General features: G+C 68.2%; 18 protein-coding genes and 1 tRNA gene. 10 read left to right on the forward strand and 9 right to left on the reverse strand.

Annotated elements, in window-relative coordinates; translation table 11 throughout:
- Positions 1-111: 111 nt before the first annotated feature.
- Positions 112-1,581 (reverse strand): FHA domain-containing protein, encoded by a 1,470-nt coding sequence (locus H7K45_RS09195; RefSeq protein WP_263995476.1) that lies wholly within the window; start codon positions 1,579-1,581, stop codon positions 112-114.
- A 234-nt stretch (positions 1,582-1,815) separates the two neighbouring features.
- On the opposite strand from H7K45_RS09195, the gene H7K45_RS09200 reads away from it, so the two are divergent.
- From H7K45_RS09200 to H7K45_RS09225, 6 genes are all read left to right on the forward strand, one after another.
- Positions 1,816-1,898, forward strand: a tRNA-Leu gene (locus tag H7K45_RS09200).
- Between the two features lie 224 nt (positions 1,899-2,122).
- Positions 2,123-2,980: a helix-turn-helix transcriptional regulator gene (locus H7K45_RS09205; RefSeq protein ID WP_263995477.1), complete on the forward strand. Its 858-nt coding sequence runs from the start codon at positions 2,123-2,125 to the stop codon at positions 2,978-2,980.
- A gap of 100 nt (positions 2,981-3,080) precedes the next feature.
- Entirely contained in the window at positions 3,081-3,824 is a 744-nt protein-coding gene (locus tag H7K45_RS09210; RefSeq protein WP_263995478.1) for an SDR family NAD(P)-dependent oxidoreductase, read from the forward strand.
- Positions 3,825-3,838: 14 nt separating this feature from the next.
- The gene (locus H7K45_RS09215; protein ID WP_263995479.1) at positions 3,839-4,234 is read left to right on the forward strand and encodes a VOC family protein; all 396 of its coding nucleotides are present in this window, start codon (positions 3,839-3,841) and stop codon (positions 4,232-4,234) included.
- A 1-nt stretch (position 4,235) separates the two neighbouring features.
- Positions 4,236-5,219 carry a saccharopine dehydrogenase family protein gene (locus H7K45_RS09220; protein WP_263995480.1) on the forward strand — a complete coding sequence of 328 codons (984 nt, stop codon included), beginning with the start codon at positions 4,236-4,238 and terminating at the stop codon, positions 5,217-5,219.
- A gap of 25 nt (positions 5,220-5,244) precedes the next feature.
- A complete protein-coding gene (locus tag H7K45_RS09225; protein ID WP_263995481.1) occupies positions 5,245-5,613 on the forward strand; it encodes a VOC family protein in 369 nt (122 codons plus the stop codon).
- Positions 5,614-5,631: 18 nt separating this feature from the next.
- Here the strand turns inward: H7K45_RS09225 and H7K45_RS09230 are convergent, their stop codons facing one another.
- Positions 5,632-6,087 (reverse strand): Rrf2 family transcriptional regulator, encoded by a 456-nt coding sequence (locus tag H7K45_RS09230; RefSeq protein ID WP_263995482.1) that lies wholly within the window; start codon positions 6,085-6,087, stop codon positions 5,632-5,634.
- Between the two features lie 124 nt (positions 6,088-6,211).
- Between H7K45_RS09230 and H7K45_RS09235 the strand changes: the two genes are divergently transcribed.
- From H7K45_RS09235 to H7K45_RS09245, 3 genes are all read left to right on the forward strand, one after another.
- Positions 6,212-7,261 (forward strand): zinc-dependent alcohol dehydrogenase family protein, encoded by a 1,050-nt coding sequence (locus H7K45_RS09235; RefSeq protein ID WP_263995483.1) that lies wholly within the window; start codon positions 6,212-6,214, stop codon positions 7,259-7,261.
- Between the two features lie 62 nt (positions 7,262-7,323).
- On the forward strand, positions 7,324-8,238 hold the full coding sequence (locus H7K45_RS09240) for an LLM class F420-dependent oxidoreductase (protein WP_263995484.1): 915 nt from the start codon (positions 7,324-7,326) through the stop codon (positions 8,236-8,238).
- Positions 8,239-8,355: 117 nt separating this feature from the next.
- The gene (locus H7K45_RS09245; RefSeq protein ID WP_263995485.1) at positions 8,356-9,111 is read left to right on the forward strand and encodes an SDR family NAD(P)-dependent oxidoreductase; all 756 of its coding nucleotides are present in this window, start codon (positions 8,356-8,358) and stop codon (positions 9,109-9,111) included.
- A gap of 125 nt (positions 9,112-9,236) precedes the next feature.
- Here the strand turns inward: H7K45_RS09245 and H7K45_RS09250 are convergent, their stop codons facing one another.
- From H7K45_RS09250 to H7K45_RS09260, 3 genes are read right to left on the reverse strand one after another with little or no spacing between them, the layout of a single operon-like run.
- Positions 9,237-9,734, reverse strand: a complete 498-nt coding sequence (locus H7K45_RS09250) for a GNAT family N-acetyltransferase (RefSeq protein WP_263995486.1) — start codon at positions 9,732-9,734, stop codon at positions 9,237-9,239.
- Between the two features lie 20 nt (positions 9,735-9,754).
- Entirely contained in the window at positions 9,755-10,705 is a 951-nt protein-coding gene (gene speB / locus H7K45_RS09255) for an agmatinase (RefSeq protein WP_263995487.1), read from the reverse strand.
- Positions 10,702-11,487 carry a creatininase gene (locus H7K45_RS09260; RefSeq protein ID WP_263995488.1) on the reverse strand — a complete coding sequence of 262 codons (786 nt, stop codon included), beginning with the start codon at positions 11,485-11,487 and terminating at the stop codon, positions 10,702-10,704. Before H7K45_RS09260 ends, speB begins: the two co-directional genes overlap by 4 nt.
- Before the next feature lie 190 nt (positions 11,488-11,677).
- Here H7K45_RS09260 and H7K45_RS09265 point away from each other — a divergent pair, with 190 nt between their 5' ends.
- Complete coding sequence (locus H7K45_RS09265; protein ID WP_263995489.1) at positions 11,678-12,373, forward strand: GAF and ANTAR domain-containing protein; 696 nt, start codon at positions 11,678-11,680, stop codon at positions 12,371-12,373.
- A 20-nt stretch (positions 12,374-12,393) separates the two neighbouring features.
- Here H7K45_RS09265 and H7K45_RS09270 read toward each other — a convergent pair whose 3' ends face one another.
- The 4 genes from H7K45_RS09270 to H7K45_RS09285 all read right to left on the reverse strand — a co-directional run bounded on the left by H7K45_RS09270 (position 12,394) and on the right by H7K45_RS09285 (position 16,094).
- Positions 12,394-13,755 (reverse strand): WS/DGAT/MGAT family O-acyltransferase, encoded by a 1,362-nt coding sequence (locus tag H7K45_RS09270; RefSeq protein WP_263995490.1) that lies wholly within the window; start codon positions 13,753-13,755, stop codon positions 12,394-12,396.
- A gap of 356 nt (positions 13,756-14,111) precedes the next feature.
- Positions 14,112-14,498 carry a DUF1330 domain-containing protein gene (locus H7K45_RS09275; protein WP_263995491.1) on the reverse strand — a complete coding sequence of 129 codons (387 nt, stop codon included), beginning with the start codon at positions 14,496-14,498 and terminating at the stop codon, positions 14,112-14,114.
- A 47-nt stretch (positions 14,499-14,545) separates the two neighbouring features.
- Positions 14,546-15,352 carry a helix-turn-helix transcriptional regulator gene (locus H7K45_RS09280; RefSeq protein ID WP_263995492.1) on the reverse strand — a complete coding sequence of 269 codons (807 nt, stop codon included), beginning with the start codon at positions 15,350-15,352 and terminating at the stop codon, positions 14,546-14,548.
- A 112-nt stretch (positions 15,353-15,464) separates the two neighbouring features.
- Positions 15,465-16,094 (reverse strand): winged helix-turn-helix transcriptional regulator, encoded by a 630-nt coding sequence (locus H7K45_RS09285; protein WP_263995493.1) that lies wholly within the window; start codon positions 16,092-16,094, stop codon positions 15,465-15,467.
- Positions 16,095-16,119 lie beyond the last annotated feature (25 nt).

The raw sequence follows: 16,119 nt of genomic DNA on the forward strand, positions 1-16,119 counted from the left end.
GCCGATCACCGGCTGGTTCAGCCGTCGTCGGCAACGTCACGATACTTGGGCCGGTGAGCGGGGTGGGGCACGAGTGCGACCTCGGGCCCCAGCCGCCGCCAGCCAGAGCGCTCAGTGAACGCGGACGATGATCTCGGAATGGCCCAGACGGATGGTGTCACCGTCGGCCAACTGCCACTCCTGAACGGGTGCGTTGTTGACCGTGGTGCCGTTGGTGGAGTTCAGGTCCGACAGCAGCGCCACCTGACCGTCCCAGCGGATCTCCAAATGACGGCGTGACACGCCGGTGTCCGGGAGGCGGAACTGAGCGTCCTGGCCGCGTCCGATGACGTTGGCGCCCTCGCGGAGCTGATAGGTGCGACCGCTGCCGTCGTCGAGCTGCAGCGTCACCGTCGCCCCGGCGGAGCCGTATCCGCCACCCGCGCCGTAACCGGCCACCGGCGCGGCGGCCGCGGGCTGGCCGTAGTCGTAGCCGGACTGGCCGTAGCCACCGTCGGCGGGCTGGCCGTAGCCGGGATCGGCGTACCCCTGGGGAGCACCCTGGTCGCCGTAGCGGCCGTAGTCGGCCTGCGAGCCGTAGCCGCCGCCCTGCTCGGGACGTCCGTAGCCCTGGGCGCCGTAGCCACCCTGGTCGGGGTAACCGCCCTGATCCGGGTAGCCACCTTGATCGCCGTAGCCACCCTGGTCGGGATAGCCGCCCTGGTCCGGGTAGGACGGGCGGTGCGGCTCGGCCGGACGGCCGTACTCCTCACCGCGGGGCGGGGCCGGCGGGCGGCCGTAGTCGTAGCCGCCGGGTTCGCCGTAGCCACCGGGCGCACCCGCCGGAGGGCCGTACGGGGGAGGAGACTGACGGTAACCCTGGTCGGGGTAGCCGGCCGGCGGACCGTAGCCGGCGGGGGAGCGCTGGTCGTAATTGGGCGGCGGGTAACCCTGATCCGGGTAGCCACCACGGTCATAGCCACCCTGCTCCGGGTAGCCGCCTGCGGGCTGACCGCCTGCGGGGGCCGCCGGGTAGCCGCCCTCGGGCGCGGGCGGGTAGGGCGCGCGGGGCTCCTCGCCCTGACGGCCGTACTCGTAGTAGTCGTCGCCAGGCTGCGCTGGTCCCTGGCCGCCGCCGCGGTAACTCGGGTTGTCGGTCATCGGTGGAACTCCTGGTTCTGCGGTGTGAGCACGGGCTGAGGGTGCAGGGGCGCTTGCGCCGCTGGTCGAGTCTGGGTTAACCGTTCCACGGGTGCGAAACTGGCCGGTGTGCAACTGCGGTGACGCTTCGAATCCAACGACCACATCACCATACGTTTGCCACCCTTGGTCACGGATGTATCCCTCCAGGTATCGGGCGAATGTCGTCGGTGTGAGGTCGGGGTCGGCGCGGACCTGGCGAAGATCGGATGCACTGAGGGTAATGACGTAGTCGTTGGGGGCCAAAATCCTGCCGCCGCCCACTTCGCGCGCGCCGGCGTCGGCTTCGCGCTGCAAGATGGCCTCGACCTCCTGCGGAACGATGCTGCCGCCGAAGACACGCGCGAAGGTGTCACCGACGGTTGCCTCGAGCTTGCGCTCGAAGCGGTCGACGAGTCCCATGTCACCGCCTGCCTCGCTGTTCGTCGTGGTGGCCGCGCGGAACGCAGTGCTGAACCTGCGTGTCGCGGGTGTCGATTCTTCTTGGCATGGTATCGGCCATCGGCGCCAGAACGTGACCACGAGTCATCCTTGATCGGATCGAGGCTGGTCAGAGACGTCGACGACGGCTCACCGGGGCCGAACTGCGCGGTTGGGAGACCGGCGCGGGTGCGTGATAGTGTCACCGGGTTGTTGGGGCGAGTGGCGGAATGGCAGACGCGCTGGCTTCAGGTGCCAGTGTCCTTCGGGACGTGGGGGTTCAAGTCCCCCTTCGCCCACAATGAGGAGTTCAACGAACTCCGTGCACCAAGGTCACGAACTCGAAAGAGGTCGTGACCTTTGTGTTAGATATAGCTGTTCCCCGCCGGGATGAGACGGTTCATTCAATCCGGGGTGTTGTCGCGCAGGTCGCCATATCGGCTAGGGCGCGACTCGAGACTCCGGGCTCCCTCGACCACGCCGAAGTACCCGCGCTGAGACCGGGGATAGTACCGTCCGCATCATGGTGTCAGCCCGTGAGGTGTCGAGTGACCTCGGAGCATTCCTCCGAGCTCAACGGGCTCGGGTGTCTCCCCAGGACGCGGGGCTCCCGACAGTTGTGGGGCGCCGTGTGGCTGGGCTGCGGCGCGAAGAGGTGGCGGTGCTGTCCGGGGTCAGTGCGGATTACTACACGCGACTAGAGCAGGGGCGGGAGCGCAGTCCGTCGGCGCCGGTGCTCGATTCGATCTGCGAGGCGTTGCGAATGTCGCCCGATGCCCGCGACCATGCGTTCCGACTTGCCCGGCTGACGCCGCGGATGGACCGCGACGACGAGATCATCAGCCCCGAACTGTTGCAGACCATGGACGCCTTTGCGCACACCGCGGCGTACGTAACTAATGCGTCGTTCCGGGTCCTGATCGCCAATCCCATTGCCGCAGCGCTGATCGCGCCCCTGCAGCGACGCAACAGCAGCGTGCTCGCGGCCATCTTCGTCGACCCCGTGGCGCGTGACTACTACGTCAACTGGGACGAGGTGGCCCGCGCGGCGGTGAGCGCGCTGCGCTTGGCGCAGGGCTTCGTGCCGCCGGTGCCGGAGGTAGACGAACTGGTGGACCGTCTCCATCAGCGCAGTGAGGCGTTCCGTGGCATGTGGGACGACCAGCGGGTGGCCGGGTTGTCGGCGACCCGCAAGACGATCCACCACCCGGATGTAGGGCTGCTCCAGTTGAGTTTCCAGACCTTCGACGTCAACAACGCCCCCGGACAGCAGCTGACGGTGGCCACGGCGGCCACCGGATCGGCCAGCGCGGACGCGCTGGCGCTGCTGGGATCGCTGGGCGCCACCCGCCGTCACGAGCACGCGCAGCACGATCGCTGACCCTGGGTGCGCTGCACCCAGGAAGTTTCGCCCTTCTTCGCGATGCACCGGCGGCGTTGACTCATCTTCCGTTAGCCACACGACGGAAGGAATTACAGAAATGACGATCATCGTCATCACCGGCGGAAGCCGCGGCTTGGGCGCCGCCACGGCGCGGGCCTGCGCCCAACGAGGCATGGGGGTCGTGGTCACCTACAACGCCAGCCCGGAGGCGGCGATGCGTGTCGTCGACGACATCACCGCCGACGGCGGCACCGCCGTGGCGCTGCCGCTGGACGTCGCCAACACCGCCTCGTTCGTTGAATTCCAGGACTCCCTGCGCGCAGCACTGCGCACGACGTGGCAGCGGGAAGACTTCGACGGCCTGGTCAACAACGCCGGCTACGGCGAGTTCACGCCGATCGCCTCGGTGACGGAGGCGCAGTTCGACGGCCTGTTCAACGTGCACCTCAAGGGTCCGTTCTTCCTGACCCGGACGCTGCTGCCGTTACTGGCCGACGGTGGCCACATCGTCAACATGACCAGCGCGACCACTCGGGTGGCGACGCCCGGCGTGGCGCCGTACGCCAGTTTCAAGGGCGGCCTGGACGTGCTGACCCGGTATCAGGCCAAGGAGTTCGGCGAGCGCGGAATCCGGGCCAACTCCATCTCTCCGGGGCCGATCCGCACCGAGCTGGGCGGCGGCCTGACTGACGAGTTCGAGGCCGCGCTGGCCGCTCAGACCGCCCTCGGTCGCGTCGGGCAACCCGACGAGATCGGCACGATGATCGCCAGCCTGCTCTCCGATGACAACCGGTGGATCAACGCCCAGACCGTCGAGGTCGCCGGCGGCTACGTCATCTAGAAGGGGACTCTCAAGTGCTCGACCACGTTTTTCTCACGGTGTCCGACCCGCAGGCGTCGATCGCGTTCTACACCGCCGCGCTGGCCCCACTAGGCATCACTACCCGGCTGGACTACGCCGGTGAGGACGGACCACCCGGCCACCCGGACCTCTACGGGCTCGGCGACGCCGGCCGGATGATCTTCTGGCTGCGCCGCGGTACAGCTGCCGGCGGTGCGGCCCACGTCGGATTCGTCGCCGACAGCACGGCCGAGGTGGACGCCGCCTACGCCGCCGCGATCGCTGCGGGCGCCATCGACGACGGAGCGCCGGGTGCACGGTTGCATTACGACCCGCGCTACTACGCCGCCAACGTGCTTGATCCCGACGGCTACAGCCTGGAGTTCGTCTACAAGAGTTGGCAGCACTGACATGGGTGGGTTGTTGATATACGGCGCAACGGGTTACACGGGTGCGATGGCCGCCGAGCACGCCCGCGACCTCGGTCTGAACCCAGTGCTGGGCGGCCGCAGCGGCGACACGATCGCGGCTCTCGCCGAGCGATTGGATTGCCGCTACACCGTTTTCGACATCGACGACCGGCCTGCCGTCGACGGCGCACTGAGCGAGGTCGAGGTGCTGCTGAACTGTGCCGGCCCATACCTGCGCACGGCGCGGCCATTGATCGAGGCGGCGATCCGTGCCGGTACGCACTACTTGGACATCGCCGCGGAACTGGATGGCTTCCGGCTGGCCGAAACCCTCGACGCCACCGCTACCGCTGCCGGGGTCATGCTGGTGCCGGGCAGCGGTGGCAGTGTGGCCATGCTGGGTTGTCTTGCCGCGCACACCGCCGCCCGCGTCGAGGCGCCGCAGCGGTTGCGCATCGCTCTGCACGTGGCGGGGTCGATGTCGCGGGGATCGGCGATCAGCGCCAGCGAGAACGTCACTACCGAGACGCTGCATCGCGTCGACGGGAACCTGGCGACCGCAGATTCAACCGCATTGTGGCAGTTCGACTTCGGGTTCGGTGATGTCGTCTGCACGCCAATCACGCTGCCGGATCTGATCACCATTGGGTGGGCGACCGGTATCCCGAACGTCGACACCTACGTCTACGCCTCCGGCGACGCGTTCTCTGACGGTGCGTTGGCCGACCTGCCCGACGGACCGAGCGCCGAACAGCGCGCCGCTGATCGCTATCACGCGGTCGCCGAGGTCACCGGACGCGACGGCCAGGTCGTCTGCTCGAGGCTCGACACCGTGAACGGCTACACCTTCACCCCGCTGGCGGCGGTCCACGCCGCGCGCCGGGTGCTGGCCGGCGAGGTGCGCCCCGGCTTCCGTACCCCCGCCGAGGTGTTCGACGTCGGGTTCGCCGAAACCATCGCCGACACCCACATCACCGACCACTGACAGACCTAGAAGGAGATCTTCCCTGATGAGCAACGAAGACGCGCCGACACTGGAAGTGTCGATGGTGACGTTCGACTGCACCGATCCCGAGGCGCTGGCGGCGTGGTGGGCCGGCGCCCTCGACGGCCAGGTGACCGTCGAGGCGGCAGGTGAATTCGTCATGGTCACCGTAGTTGGCCGATTACGGCTGGGCTTCCAGAAGGTGCCCGACCCCACACCGGGGAAGAACCGACTGCACCTGGATCTGCACTCGCCGGACAAGGACCGCGACGCGGCCCGTCTGATCGCCGCGGGCGCTGTGGAAGTGGGCCGGCACACCGCCGGCCCGGACTTCGGGTGGGTGGTGCTGGCCGACCCGGACGGCAACGTGTTCTGCGTCGCCGGCGCGCCTTAGCGGCCGCGCCCTGGGTCGCTAGGAGATCGTGGCGTTGGCGGCGTACTCGGCCACCGCGTCGCGCAGCACGTCGGCGATCGTCGTGTTCTTCAGCGTGCTGCACAGCGAGGCGGTGGCATCGGCGTACACCCGCGTCAACACGGGTTGGATGCCGAACCCGACGTAGCACTCGGCGTCCGGCGGTGTGGTGTGCATGGCGAAGATGGGCTCACCACCCACGGCCAGATAGACGTCGAGCAGGGTGATGTCGGCGGCGTCGCGTGTCAGCGTCCACCCACCGTCACGACCACGGGTGGCCTGCACCAGGCCCGCCTTACGAAGTTCTCCGAGGCTGCGCCGGATCACCACCGGGTTGGTGTTGACGCTTGTCGCGATGCGCGCCGAGGTGGCGATCTCCTTGTCGGTGCCGCGGCGGTCGAAGGCGATCCACGTCAGCACGTGCACCGCCAGGCTCATCCGGCTGTTCGCGCTCACCTGAACCTCCTCACACCGTTTGACTGCAACCACCATGATTACATATAGTTAGCTGTAACTGTGATAGTTACATATTGCCGTTACCGCTGCTGGATGCAGTGGCACCACCTAATCGGAGCGAAACATGGTAGAGCCGTTGACAATCGACGAGCATCCCTCCGACGACGCCATGAGGCGGGTGCAGTTCACCCGCCTCGGCGGGCCCGAGGTGCTGGAGATGGTGCCGCTGCAACTGCCAGCACTCGAGGCCGGGCACGTGCGCATCGCGATCCACGTCATCGGGTTGAACCGCTTCGAGGCCCTGTTCCGGCGTGACCACTACGTCATCGCCCCCACCCTGCCCGCGACGCTTGGCGTCGAGGCCGTGGGCACCGTCGTCCGAACCGCACCCGACGTCGACCGATTCGTAGCGGGGCAGCGGGTGGCGATCCTGCCGATCCAGTCCCCGACGGTCGGCACCGGCACCTACGCCACCCACGCCGACGTCCCCGTCGAGGCCCTGATCTCGGTGGCCGACGACCGGTCCGACGAGCAAGAGGCCGCGACGTGGATGGCCGGCCTGCAGGCCTACACCCTGGCCACCAAGGCGCCCATCGGCGCCGGTGACACTGTGATCGTCACCGCCGCAACGTCCTCGGTCGGGAACGCCTTGATTCAGATCGCCCGCGATTTCGGTGCCACCGTCATCGCCACCACCCGCACCGCCGCCCGCAAGCCCGAACTGCTCACGCTGGGAGCCGACCACGCCATCGCCACCGACGACGAGGACCTCGCCGCCGTCGTCGCCGCGATCACCGCCGGCCGCGGCGCGACCGTCGCCTACGACACGGTGGGCGGACCCCTGCTCGCTGAATTGATCACCGCCACCGCGGCATTCGGACATGTGTTCTGCTACGGCGCGCAGACCTCACCGGACATCCGCGCGGCCCGCGTCGACGTGCCCCTGGTCTCGCTGGACCGCAAGTCCCTCGCCTTCGTCGACTTGTTCGAACTCGTCGAATACCCCGACCGTCTCGCCGCAGCGAAGGCCTACATCACCGACGCCGGCACACGCGGCGCGCTGAGCATCGGCGTCGACCGCGTGCTGGCCTTCGACGACGTGCAGGAGGCGCACCGCATCCTCGACACCGGCCGCCTGGCAGGAAAACTCCTGCTCCGCGTCACCCAGCCCTGACCCACCACCTCAACCCCATCGACGACGGGAAGACGCACACCATGAGATTCGGCCTGCTAGGCGTGAACACTTTCCACGGCGCTCACCCCGCCGCCGCCGCGGCCACCGCTCGCCTCGCCGAAGAGATCGGGCTGGACTCGGTCTGGGCGATCGACCACGTGGTCGTCCCCGCCACCTACGACACCGCCTACCCCTACGACGAAAGCGGCAAGATGATGGGCGGCGAAGTCGAGTTCGACCTCGCCGACCCGCTGATCTGGCTGGCCTACGCCGCCGCCGTCACCGAACGCGTCATCCTCGCGACCGGGGTTCTGATTCTCCCGCAACGCAATCCGCTGGTCCTGGCCAAACAGGTCGCCTCCCTGGACGTGCTCTCCGGCGGGCGGGTACACCTCGGTGTCGGTGTCGGCTGGCTCGAAGAGGAATTCGCCGCCCTCGGGGTGCCGTTCGCCGACCGCGGCCGCCGCCACGACGACTACGTGACCGCGATGCGCGCCCTGTGGCGCGACACCAAGGCCACCGTGGACACCAACTACGCCAGCTTCACCGACGCCATCAGCCTGCCCCACCCGGTCTACGGCGGCGTCCCCATCGTCATCGGCGGCGGCTCCACCCGCGCCGCGCGGCGCGCCGGACGCATCGGCGACGGATTCTTCCCCACCGTCGCCGGGCCCGACGCGCTCGAACCGCTGCTCGCCACCGTCCGCACCGAAGCCGACGCCGCCGGACGTGACACGGACTTCATCGAGGTCACCGTCCCCTACGGCGGGGACCTCAGCGGCCTCGATGACGATGCGCGCCGCCAGGGCGTCGTCGACGAGCTGTGCCGCACCGCCGACGGCTACGCCGCCCTGGGCGTCACCCGCCTCCTGATACCCGTACAGCCCGCAGATGCGCTGCGCGCACTTGCCGCCGACCTGGCCGACCGTTACGGCATCACCGACGCGACCATCGGAGGTGCCGCCGCAGCGGTGTAATCCGCAGTCCTACAGCCGAAGCCGCGCAGCAGCGAGGCTCGAACCGTCGCCATCCGATTCAGACGATTACCGCACCCCGAAAGGGGTTGCGGCACAACAACAAAGCAAGGGATTACCATGTCCGGGAAACTCGAAGGCAAGGTGGCAGTAATCACCGGCGGTTCCAGCGGCATCGGTCTGGCCACCGCCAAGGAGTTCGTCGCCCAGGGCGCACACGTCTACATCACCGGTCGCCGTCAGACCGAACTCGACAAGGCGGCCAGCGAGATTGGGCGCAAGGTCACCCCGGTTCAAGGCGACGTCGCCGAATTGGACGACCTCGACCGACTCTACGAGGTGGTCCGGCGCGAGCAGGGCCGTGTCGACGTCATCTTCGCCAACGCCGCCGTCGGCGGTCTGGCACCCGAAGGCGCCTCCGCAACGCCGGAACACTACGACAAGGTCTTCAACGCCAACACGCGCGGCGTATTCTTCACCGTCCAGAAGGCCGTCGACCTCCTCAGCGACGGCGCGTCGATCGTCCTAACCGGGTCCAACGCGCACTATCTCGGCATTCCGGGCTTCGGACCCTACTCCGCGTCCAAGGCGGCGGTCCGCTCGTTCGCACGAACCTGGGCCGCCGAGTTCAAGGACCGTGGCATCCGCGTCAACACGCTGAGCCCCGGCCTGATCGACACGCCGATCTTGCACACCTCGGGGCGCACCCCGGAGGAGGAGCGAGCCTTCGAACAGGAGATGGTAGCCATGGTGCCGCTCGGCCGGATCGGGCGCCCTGAGGAGATCGCCAAGGCCGTCCTGTTCCTGGCCTCCAGTGACTCCAGCTTCATCACCGGCATCGATCTAGTCGCCGACGGTGGCATGACTCAACTCTGAACGACCCGTCGTCGGTCACGCATGACTGACGCAGTGCCGGTGAGGCGTTGGCCCAGGCGGTGACGATGCCGAGCGGAGCTGGGTTTGGCGGACCCCGCGGGCGCACTATGACCTGCGCGTCTCGACTATTGCGTGACGATTCGGTAGGTCACCTGCCGCCCGCCCTGGACGGCGATCAGCTCACCGGCGTCCTCGAAACCCAGTCGGCGGGTCAGACGAAGGCTGCGTTCGTTCCAGTCTTGGACGACGGCACGCACGTGACGCTCGGAACGGGTCGCGATGAGGAAGTCCAGCACGGTTCGGCCGAACTCTTCCCCCTGACCGTGGCCGACCAGGTTGGGGTCCATCCCGAGTCCGATGTCGAGCACGTCACCTTCCTCGAGCAGACCGGGAATGCGGGCAGCGCGACCGACGCAGCAGAACCCAATCAGCCGCTCACCGGAGGTGACCGCGAAGTAGTCGGACAGGTCGTCGAGGATGGGCTGTGCTGAGGCGACGTCGTAGACCGCGGCGGGGCCGCTGTAGCGCCACGTCGCCACCAGCTCGGCGTCCTGCGCCGTCATCGGCCGTATCGCCAGAGGCAGCCCCACCCACGCGTCGTCGAATCCGCCCGAATCACGCATGGCCTCAGAGCCTTTCGGCGTCAGCGCGCGACCATCAGCGACACCATGTCGAAGACGACGGTCGCGGCGGCGATCGAGGTGATCTCCGCGTGGTCATAGGCCGGTGCCACCTCGACGACGTCCGCGCCGACCAGATTGAGGCCGGTGAGCCGCCGCAGCATCCGGAGCAGCTCGCGTGCGGTCAACCCGCCCGACTCCGGTGTGCCCGTGCCGGGCGCGAACGCCGGGTCGAGCACGTCGATGTCTACCGACAGGTACACGGGTACGTCACCCACCCGGCGCCGAATCACGTCCACGGCGGCGTCGATCCCCATGACGTCGAGGTCGCCGGCGCGGATGATCCGGAAACCCATGGCGGCGTCGTCGTCGAGATCGGCGCGGTCGTAGATCGGTCCTCGGATTCCGATGTGGATCGAATGATCCTCGATCAGCAAGCCCTCTTCGAACGCACGCCGGAAGATCGTGCCGTGCGTGACCGGGGCGTTGAAGTAGGTGTTCCACGTGTCGAGGTGGGCGTCGAAGTGCACGAGGGCGACGGGACCGTGCACGGCGTGCAGGGCGCGGAGGTTGGGCAGCGCGATGGTGTGGTCACCGCCGATGGAGACGATCCTGCGGCTTCCGTCACCCAGCAGCTCGGCGGCGTGCCGCTGAATCTGACGGCACGCCTCGTCGATGTCGAAGGGCGTCACGGTGACGTCACCCGCATCGACGATCTGCACGACTTCCAGTGGAGCGACGCCCAATTCGACGTGATAACCCGGTCGCAACGTGCGGGCAGCCTGCCGCACGGCCATGGGTCCGAAGCGCGCCCCGGGCCGGTAGGAGGTGCCGCCGTCGAACGGCACGCCCAGAATGGCGACGTCGAAGTCGCCGACCTCGTGGATGTCGGCGATCCGGGCGAAGGTGCCCTTGCCGGCGTAGCGGGGCACCTCGATGGCCGGCACGGCTCCGATCGGCGTCGACTCACTCATCGGGTACCGCCTTCGTGTGAAAATTCCTCGTCGAGCACCTGCACGACCCGCTCGACGAACCATTCGGTCAGGACGCGCCCCTTCTCGGCGCTGGCGGGTACGGGAGAGGACAGAGCTCCGCTCGCCGTCGACAGGCGCGCGTCGATGGGCAGGACGTCGTGGTTTACCACCCGCTCGGGTTGGTCCGGTGCGATCAGATCGGCACGCACCAGGTCGGGCTGGTGATGCATCCACAGGGACGTCTCGATGACGGCGGCGTGTTCGAGCGCCAGGCCGGGAAACGCGGCCGGCCACAGCTGCTCGCGGCGTTCCGGGGTGTAGTCGGGGTTCACGTCCTCCATCACGACGATCTTGACGTGAGGATGCCGTTCGCTGACGAGGAAGGCGGGCTCGTAGACGAAACCGCTGTTCTCGTAGTGCCAGTTGTACAACACCAGGTTGCGGAATCCGCTGCGGACGAGCTCGGTGAGGACGTCCTCCACCACGCTCATGAACGTCGTCGCACGCAGCGACACGGTGCCCGGGAACTGCTGACCGCCGCCGCTGCCAGGACGGCTGCGGTAGCCGAAGGGAACGAACGGGCCGACGACGATGCGGCGGTACCGTGCCGCTTCTGTCAAAATCCGTTCCGGCAGAACCCAATCGGTGCCCACGGGAAGGTGAGGTCCGTGTTGTTCGGTGGCGCCAACGGGGATCACCACGGGAACGTCGGCGCCGGCTGCGGCCGCGATCTCCGGCCACGTCATGTGGTGGTAGAGGACGGGGGTGGTGCTCTCGGTCATCGGGCTCCTGTCTCGCCGGGGTCGCCTCCCGTGGGATTCAGTGTTCCACCGGGATGGGCGGCCGACCATTTGTCGCCGATGGGGTTGACCCCGTTCTTCCGTGGGAAAGCACCCAACGTCAACAGTGGTGGACAGGCATGGTCGCCTCGTGCCATGCGGTAGCCCACTCCGATGGCAGGGGAGGGCGTCGATGACCGACCATCGTGACGAGCATCGCCGCGTGCTGCGCGACACCATGATGAAGCTGACGGCACAGTCGACCGCCAAGACCGAGGCGCACCTTCAGCATCAGTTGAGGGTCGTCACCAGAGCAGCGGTCGACATGATCCGCGGCGCTGAACTGGCCGACGTGATGCTCGTCGACGGCGATCGCTTCACATCGGTGGCGGCCACGCACCCGTTGGTCGCCGACCTGGATGCCGTCCAGATGCAGCACGGCGCTGGTCCTTGCCTGGACGTCGCAGAAGACGGTCCGGTCATCCACGTCCGAGACTTCTCCCTCGAGACCCGTTGGCCGGAATTCACCGCCGCCGCCCTGGCTGCCGGCGTCCGCAGCGCTCTGACCTTTCGGCTGTACACCCATCAGCGCGGCATTGGTGCCCTGAACGTCTTCAGCGGTGCCGCTGGCGCCTTCACACGCGACGACGCGGCGGTCGGCGCGATGCTCGCCACCCACGCGGCCATCGTCCTCATCGCCGCCGCCGACGAGGGCGTCGACCCGACGTCCGACCTCGTCGCCGATGACCTCATCGGTCAAGCCAAGGGGATCTTGATGGAGCGGTTCGTCATCGACTCTGCCGCCGCCTTCGACCTGATGCTCGAACGCGCTGAGACGGAGGGCACGTCGATGCACGCCGTCGCCACCGCCGTCGTCGCCAGCATCTGAGCTCCGGAACCCGTCGGGTGTCACACGAGCGTGCCAGTGAGCCCCAGTTCGTCGAGTGACGCGCGGATCGATTCGCGCAACCATGCCTTCGTGTTGGGCGCACCCGGTTGGTACCCCACCACGGTCATGCTGACCTTGCCCGCGAGCCGACCGCACACGACCGTGAGAAGGCCGCGGCGCTCCTCGAGCACGTGGCGTGTGACGTGCTGGTCGACCCCGCGCATGATCACCAGATCGGCGGGGGTGCCGTCGAGACGGGTGACGTCGTCGGGGAGGTCGCCCACGTTGGAGCAGGACACCGGCTCGGAGGTGAAACCGAACGCCAGATCGGCGGTCCGCCGCACGGCGGCCTTGGGGATGAACGGCGTCAACGGCAGCAGCGCCAGGGCCTCGTCGGGAGTCTCTCGCATCGTCTTCAACGCATCGCGGATCGCGGTACGCGCGTCCCGCAGGTCAGTGGTGACCGCAGTGGGGTCGATGCGCACGTAGGCGAGGTTCACCGCGTTGGCCCTGGTGTCCTCGAGGGTGCGGTCGTTGATGGGAACGACGAGCCCGACCGTTCCGTCGTCGGCCAGTGCGCGCCCCTGATGCACGGCCAGCCTGGCGCAGAGCGCGGCGAGCATCGCGTAGCTGTTGCCGCCGAGCTCCGCGGACCGCGCGTCCCAGTCGTCGATCGGAATGATCACCGCGACGGCTGGGGCGGTCACCGGGTCGTCCGTCATGCCGACGGCGGGGGTCTTCGGCACGGTCGCGTCGGAGGCCGGCTGGTCCTTGCGGCGTTTGGCCAGGAACCGGACGGCGGCGACGACGGTGCGCGCGAGCTCGGGAATGTCGCGGACGGTCTGGCGCAGGTCTGCGGAGAGGGCCCGGAGCCAGGTTCGCGAGCGCGGTGGTGGATAGCCCAGGTGACGGCGAGCTCCCATGACGGACTCGTACACGGTCAGCAGAGCCCCGCCCCCGTCGGCGACGCAGTGCGACCCCACCAGACTCACGGCCGTCGAACCGTCCGTCATCGGCAGAACGCTCATGTGCCAGGACGGTCCGAACTGGGGATCGATCGGCTGCTGGGCGCTCTCGTCGACCCAGTCGCTGAGTTCGGTACGAGGTCGAGGTCGAGGCGCGATCCGCAAGGGTGCCGCCGGTCCCAGCGAGGTGACCCAGCGATGGCGGCCGAACGGCAGCGGCGACGGCTCGATGAGGCGGCCCGCCATGCCGTACCCCATGTTCCGGTGAAAGCGCCGCACACCGTCCATGTCGACCCCGTGGTCGTACACCCAGACGATCTGCGTCACCGCGGATTGCCCGGTCGCACGCAAGCCGAGGAACAAGGCCTGGTCGACGAAGTCGAGCAGGTTGCCGCGGGTCGCCAGCCTCTGGTTCACGTTGCGGAACATAGCCCCGTCGTCTGGCAGTCCTAGGGGCGTCTCGAGGTCGTCACGCCGGTCGTTCCTCGGGCCGAATTTCCACTCAGCGCGGTCGGAGACCGTCGTCGACGAGGCTACGACCCGGTGACGTCCTAGAGATCGACGCCGTCAAAACAGTTGCGGTGCATGGCTGTTCGAATCAGTGGCCCCCTGGGAAGCGGCTGGCCGCGAGAAGGGGGGACGCTCGCAGAGCCGACGACGTCGGGCGGCCCACCCTCTGCCGCACGTGCGCGGGGCCCGTCCACCGCCGCGCGCCCCGGGCCAAAATGTCACCCACACGTCACGAGTGTCATCCGATCGACCGGACGGGACGCCTACCGGCCGCCGCGGGCCAAGTGTCCCGTGATGTCGGTGCTCCGATGGTCGGCACCGACGCCCTCGACCAGTAGCACGTGGCTGTCGCTGTTCTCCGATCGGAGACTCGAGATGGCTTGGTAGGCCTCGGATTCGTACCACTGCCGTGCCCCTCGGGGGTCGGGAAAGGCGATGAGCACCGGAGCGCCGATCGGCTGACCCTCGACCTGCTGCCACGGCGCGCCGTGAATGAGGAACACGCCCCCGAAGGGGTGCAGCGTGTCCTCGATGCGCTCGAGGTATTCCACGATCTGAGGGCCGAAGCGTAGATCGTCGAGGATGCCGAGGGCGTAACTGCCCCAGAATCCGTCGAACCTGGTGTCGGAGGAGGTCTGATGGGTGGTCATGGAACCAGCATTGGCTGGCCAGGCGCTTGCGTCGATGACCTCCGAGGTCAAGTCGGCGGTGGCGGTTGTTCCGCGCGCAACAGACGCAGGGTGGCGTCGTCGGCCGGATAGAAGCTCTCCACCACCAGCTCGTCGACGGTGACGTCGGCCGGTGTCCCCAACGCCGCGGCGATGGTGAACATCGACAGCGTGTGCTCGCCCACGCGCAGCACCATCGGCAGAACCACCTGATGAGGTGACGGCGTCGGATCGTCGGCACCACCCGGGTACGACGACAGCTCCGCATGCAATGCGCGAAGCTGCGCGTCGTCGGTCAGCTCCACTCGCCGGCGAAGCTGGGCCAGCAGGTGAGCGCGCCACTGTCCCAGATTGACGATGCGCGGGGCGAGACCATCGGGGTGAAGGGTGAGTCGCAGGACGTTGACCGGCGGTTCCAGCAGGTGGGCGGCGACGCCGTCCAGCAGCGCGTCGACGGCGGCATTCGCGTCGACCATCTCCCACCATCGGTTGAGAACCACTGCGGGATAGGGCAAATGGCGGTCCAGCACCATGCGCAGCGCGTCGGCGACCAAAGCCAGGGCCGGGGCGTCGAGACGCTGCTGTGCGTAGGCGGGCGCGTAACCGCCGGCGAGCAACACCTCGTTGCGTTCGCGCAGCGGAAGCTCCAACTGCTCGGCCAGCCGCATGATCATCTCCGGCGAGGGCCGGGACCGCCCATTCTCGACGTAGCTCAGGTGGCGGGTGGACACCTGCACCCGCGTCGACAGTTCGAGCTGGCTCAGCCGGCGCTTCTCCCGCCAGCTGCGCAGTAGAGCCCCCGCCCCCACCGGAGGTGGTGGGGTCGCCGTCGTCACCATCGTCACGCTAGTGCACCCAGTGGGCAGTCAACTGGCGGATATCGCGCTCCGGCGCCACGCAACTGGCCACTCGGCAGTCAGCTGGCTAACGGCCTACACCACGTAAAGCCTAGGAGGCAAAGGCCGCCCGTACGACGGACTCGTCGCCCTCGATCTCGACGAGCCCGAGGGCGAGGGCGTCGTCGATGGCGAGGGCTCCGGCGGCCAACCCGAGTACGCACATCGGCTCAGCTCGCACAGTGGCATCGACGGCGCGACCGTCGCAAGGTGCGACGTCGACGCCGCTGCGCGTGAGGCGAAGCCGGAGGTGAGAGCCGGGGCCGACGTCGAGACCTACGGTCGTCGTCGTCCTGGTCTTGACACGCCCTTCGAGGAGGGCGGGGAGGGCCAAGGCGAGCCATTCGAGTTGGAACGCATCACCTTCGGGCCCGCGGACCATGAGGGGAGTCGACCATCGGATGAGGCCCTCGATGGGCTCGCGCAACTCTGCACCCCAGGGCGTCAGGGCGTACTCGACGACACCGCCCGCGGGCGTCAGTCGCCGTTCGACGACGCCGGCGCCTTCGAGGTCGCGGAGCCGATCGGCGAGCAGGTTGGTGGCAATTCCCGGGAGGCCGGCGGCCAGGTCGCGGTAGCGCGCGGGCCCGCCCAGCAATTGGCGCACGATGAGCAGGTTCCACCGGTCGCCCACCACCTCCAGTGAGCGAGCGAGCCCACAGTATTGGCCGTAGCCGCGCATCTCGATTCCTATCGCTTGAGTTTCT

It is taken from the genome of Mycobacterium yunnanensis, from assembly GCF_025823185.1.
Taxonomy (GTDB): Bacteria; Actinomycetota; Actinomycetes; order Mycobacteriales; family Mycobacteriaceae; genus Mycobacterium; species Mycobacterium yunnanensis.

Excerpts from the sequence above, each read along its gene's own strand:
- H7K45_RS09195 (WP_263995476.1), bottom strand. The coding sequence starts at position 1,581 with ATGGGACTCGTCGACCGCTTCGAGCGCAAGCTCGAGGCAACCGTCGGT.
- H7K45_RS09205 (WP_263995477.1), top strand. The coding sequence starts at position 2,123 with ATGGTGTCAGCCCGTGAGGTGTCGAGTGACCTCGGAGCATTCCTCCGA.
- H7K45_RS09210 (WP_263995478.1), top strand. The coding sequence starts at position 3,081 with ATGACGATCATCGTCATCACCGGCGGAAGCCGCGGCTTGGGCGCCGCC.
- H7K45_RS09220 (WP_263995480.1), top strand. The coding sequence starts at position 4,236 with ATGGGTGGGTTGTTGATATACGGCGCAACGGGTTACACGGGTGCGATG.
- H7K45_RS09225 (WP_263995481.1), top strand. The coding sequence starts at position 5,245 with ATGAGCAACGAAGACGCGCCGACACTGGAAGTGTCGATGGTGACGTTC.
- H7K45_RS09235 (WP_263995483.1), top strand. The coding sequence starts at position 6,212 with ATGGTAGAGCCGTTGACAATCGACGAGCATCCCTCCGACGACGCCATG.
- H7K45_RS09245 (WP_263995485.1), top strand. The coding sequence starts at position 8,356 with ATGTCCGGGAAACTCGAAGGCAAGGTGGCAGTAATCACCGGCGGTTCC.
- H7K45_RS09250 (WP_263995486.1), bottom strand. The coding sequence starts at position 9,734 with ATGCGTGATTCGGGCGGATTCGACGACGCGTGGGTGGGGCTGCCTCTG.
- speB (WP_263995487.1), bottom strand. The coding sequence starts at position 10,705 with ATGAGTGAGTCGACGCCGATCGGAGCCGTGCCGGCCATCGAGGTGCCC.
- H7K45_RS09260 (WP_263995488.1), bottom strand. The coding sequence starts at position 11,487 with ATGACCGAGAGCACCACCCCCGTCCTCTACCACCACATGACGTGGCCG.
- H7K45_RS09265 (WP_263995489.1), top strand. The coding sequence starts at position 11,678 with ATGACCGACCATCGTGACGAGCATCGCCGCGTGCTGCGCGACACCATG.
- H7K45_RS09275 (WP_263995491.1), bottom strand. The coding sequence starts at position 14,498 with ATGACCACCCATCAGACCTCCTCCGACACCAGGTTCGACGGATTCTGG.
- H7K45_RS09285 (WP_263995493.1), bottom strand. The coding sequence starts at position 16,094 with ATGCGCGGCTACGGCCAATACTGTGGGCTCGCTCGCTCACTGGAGGTG.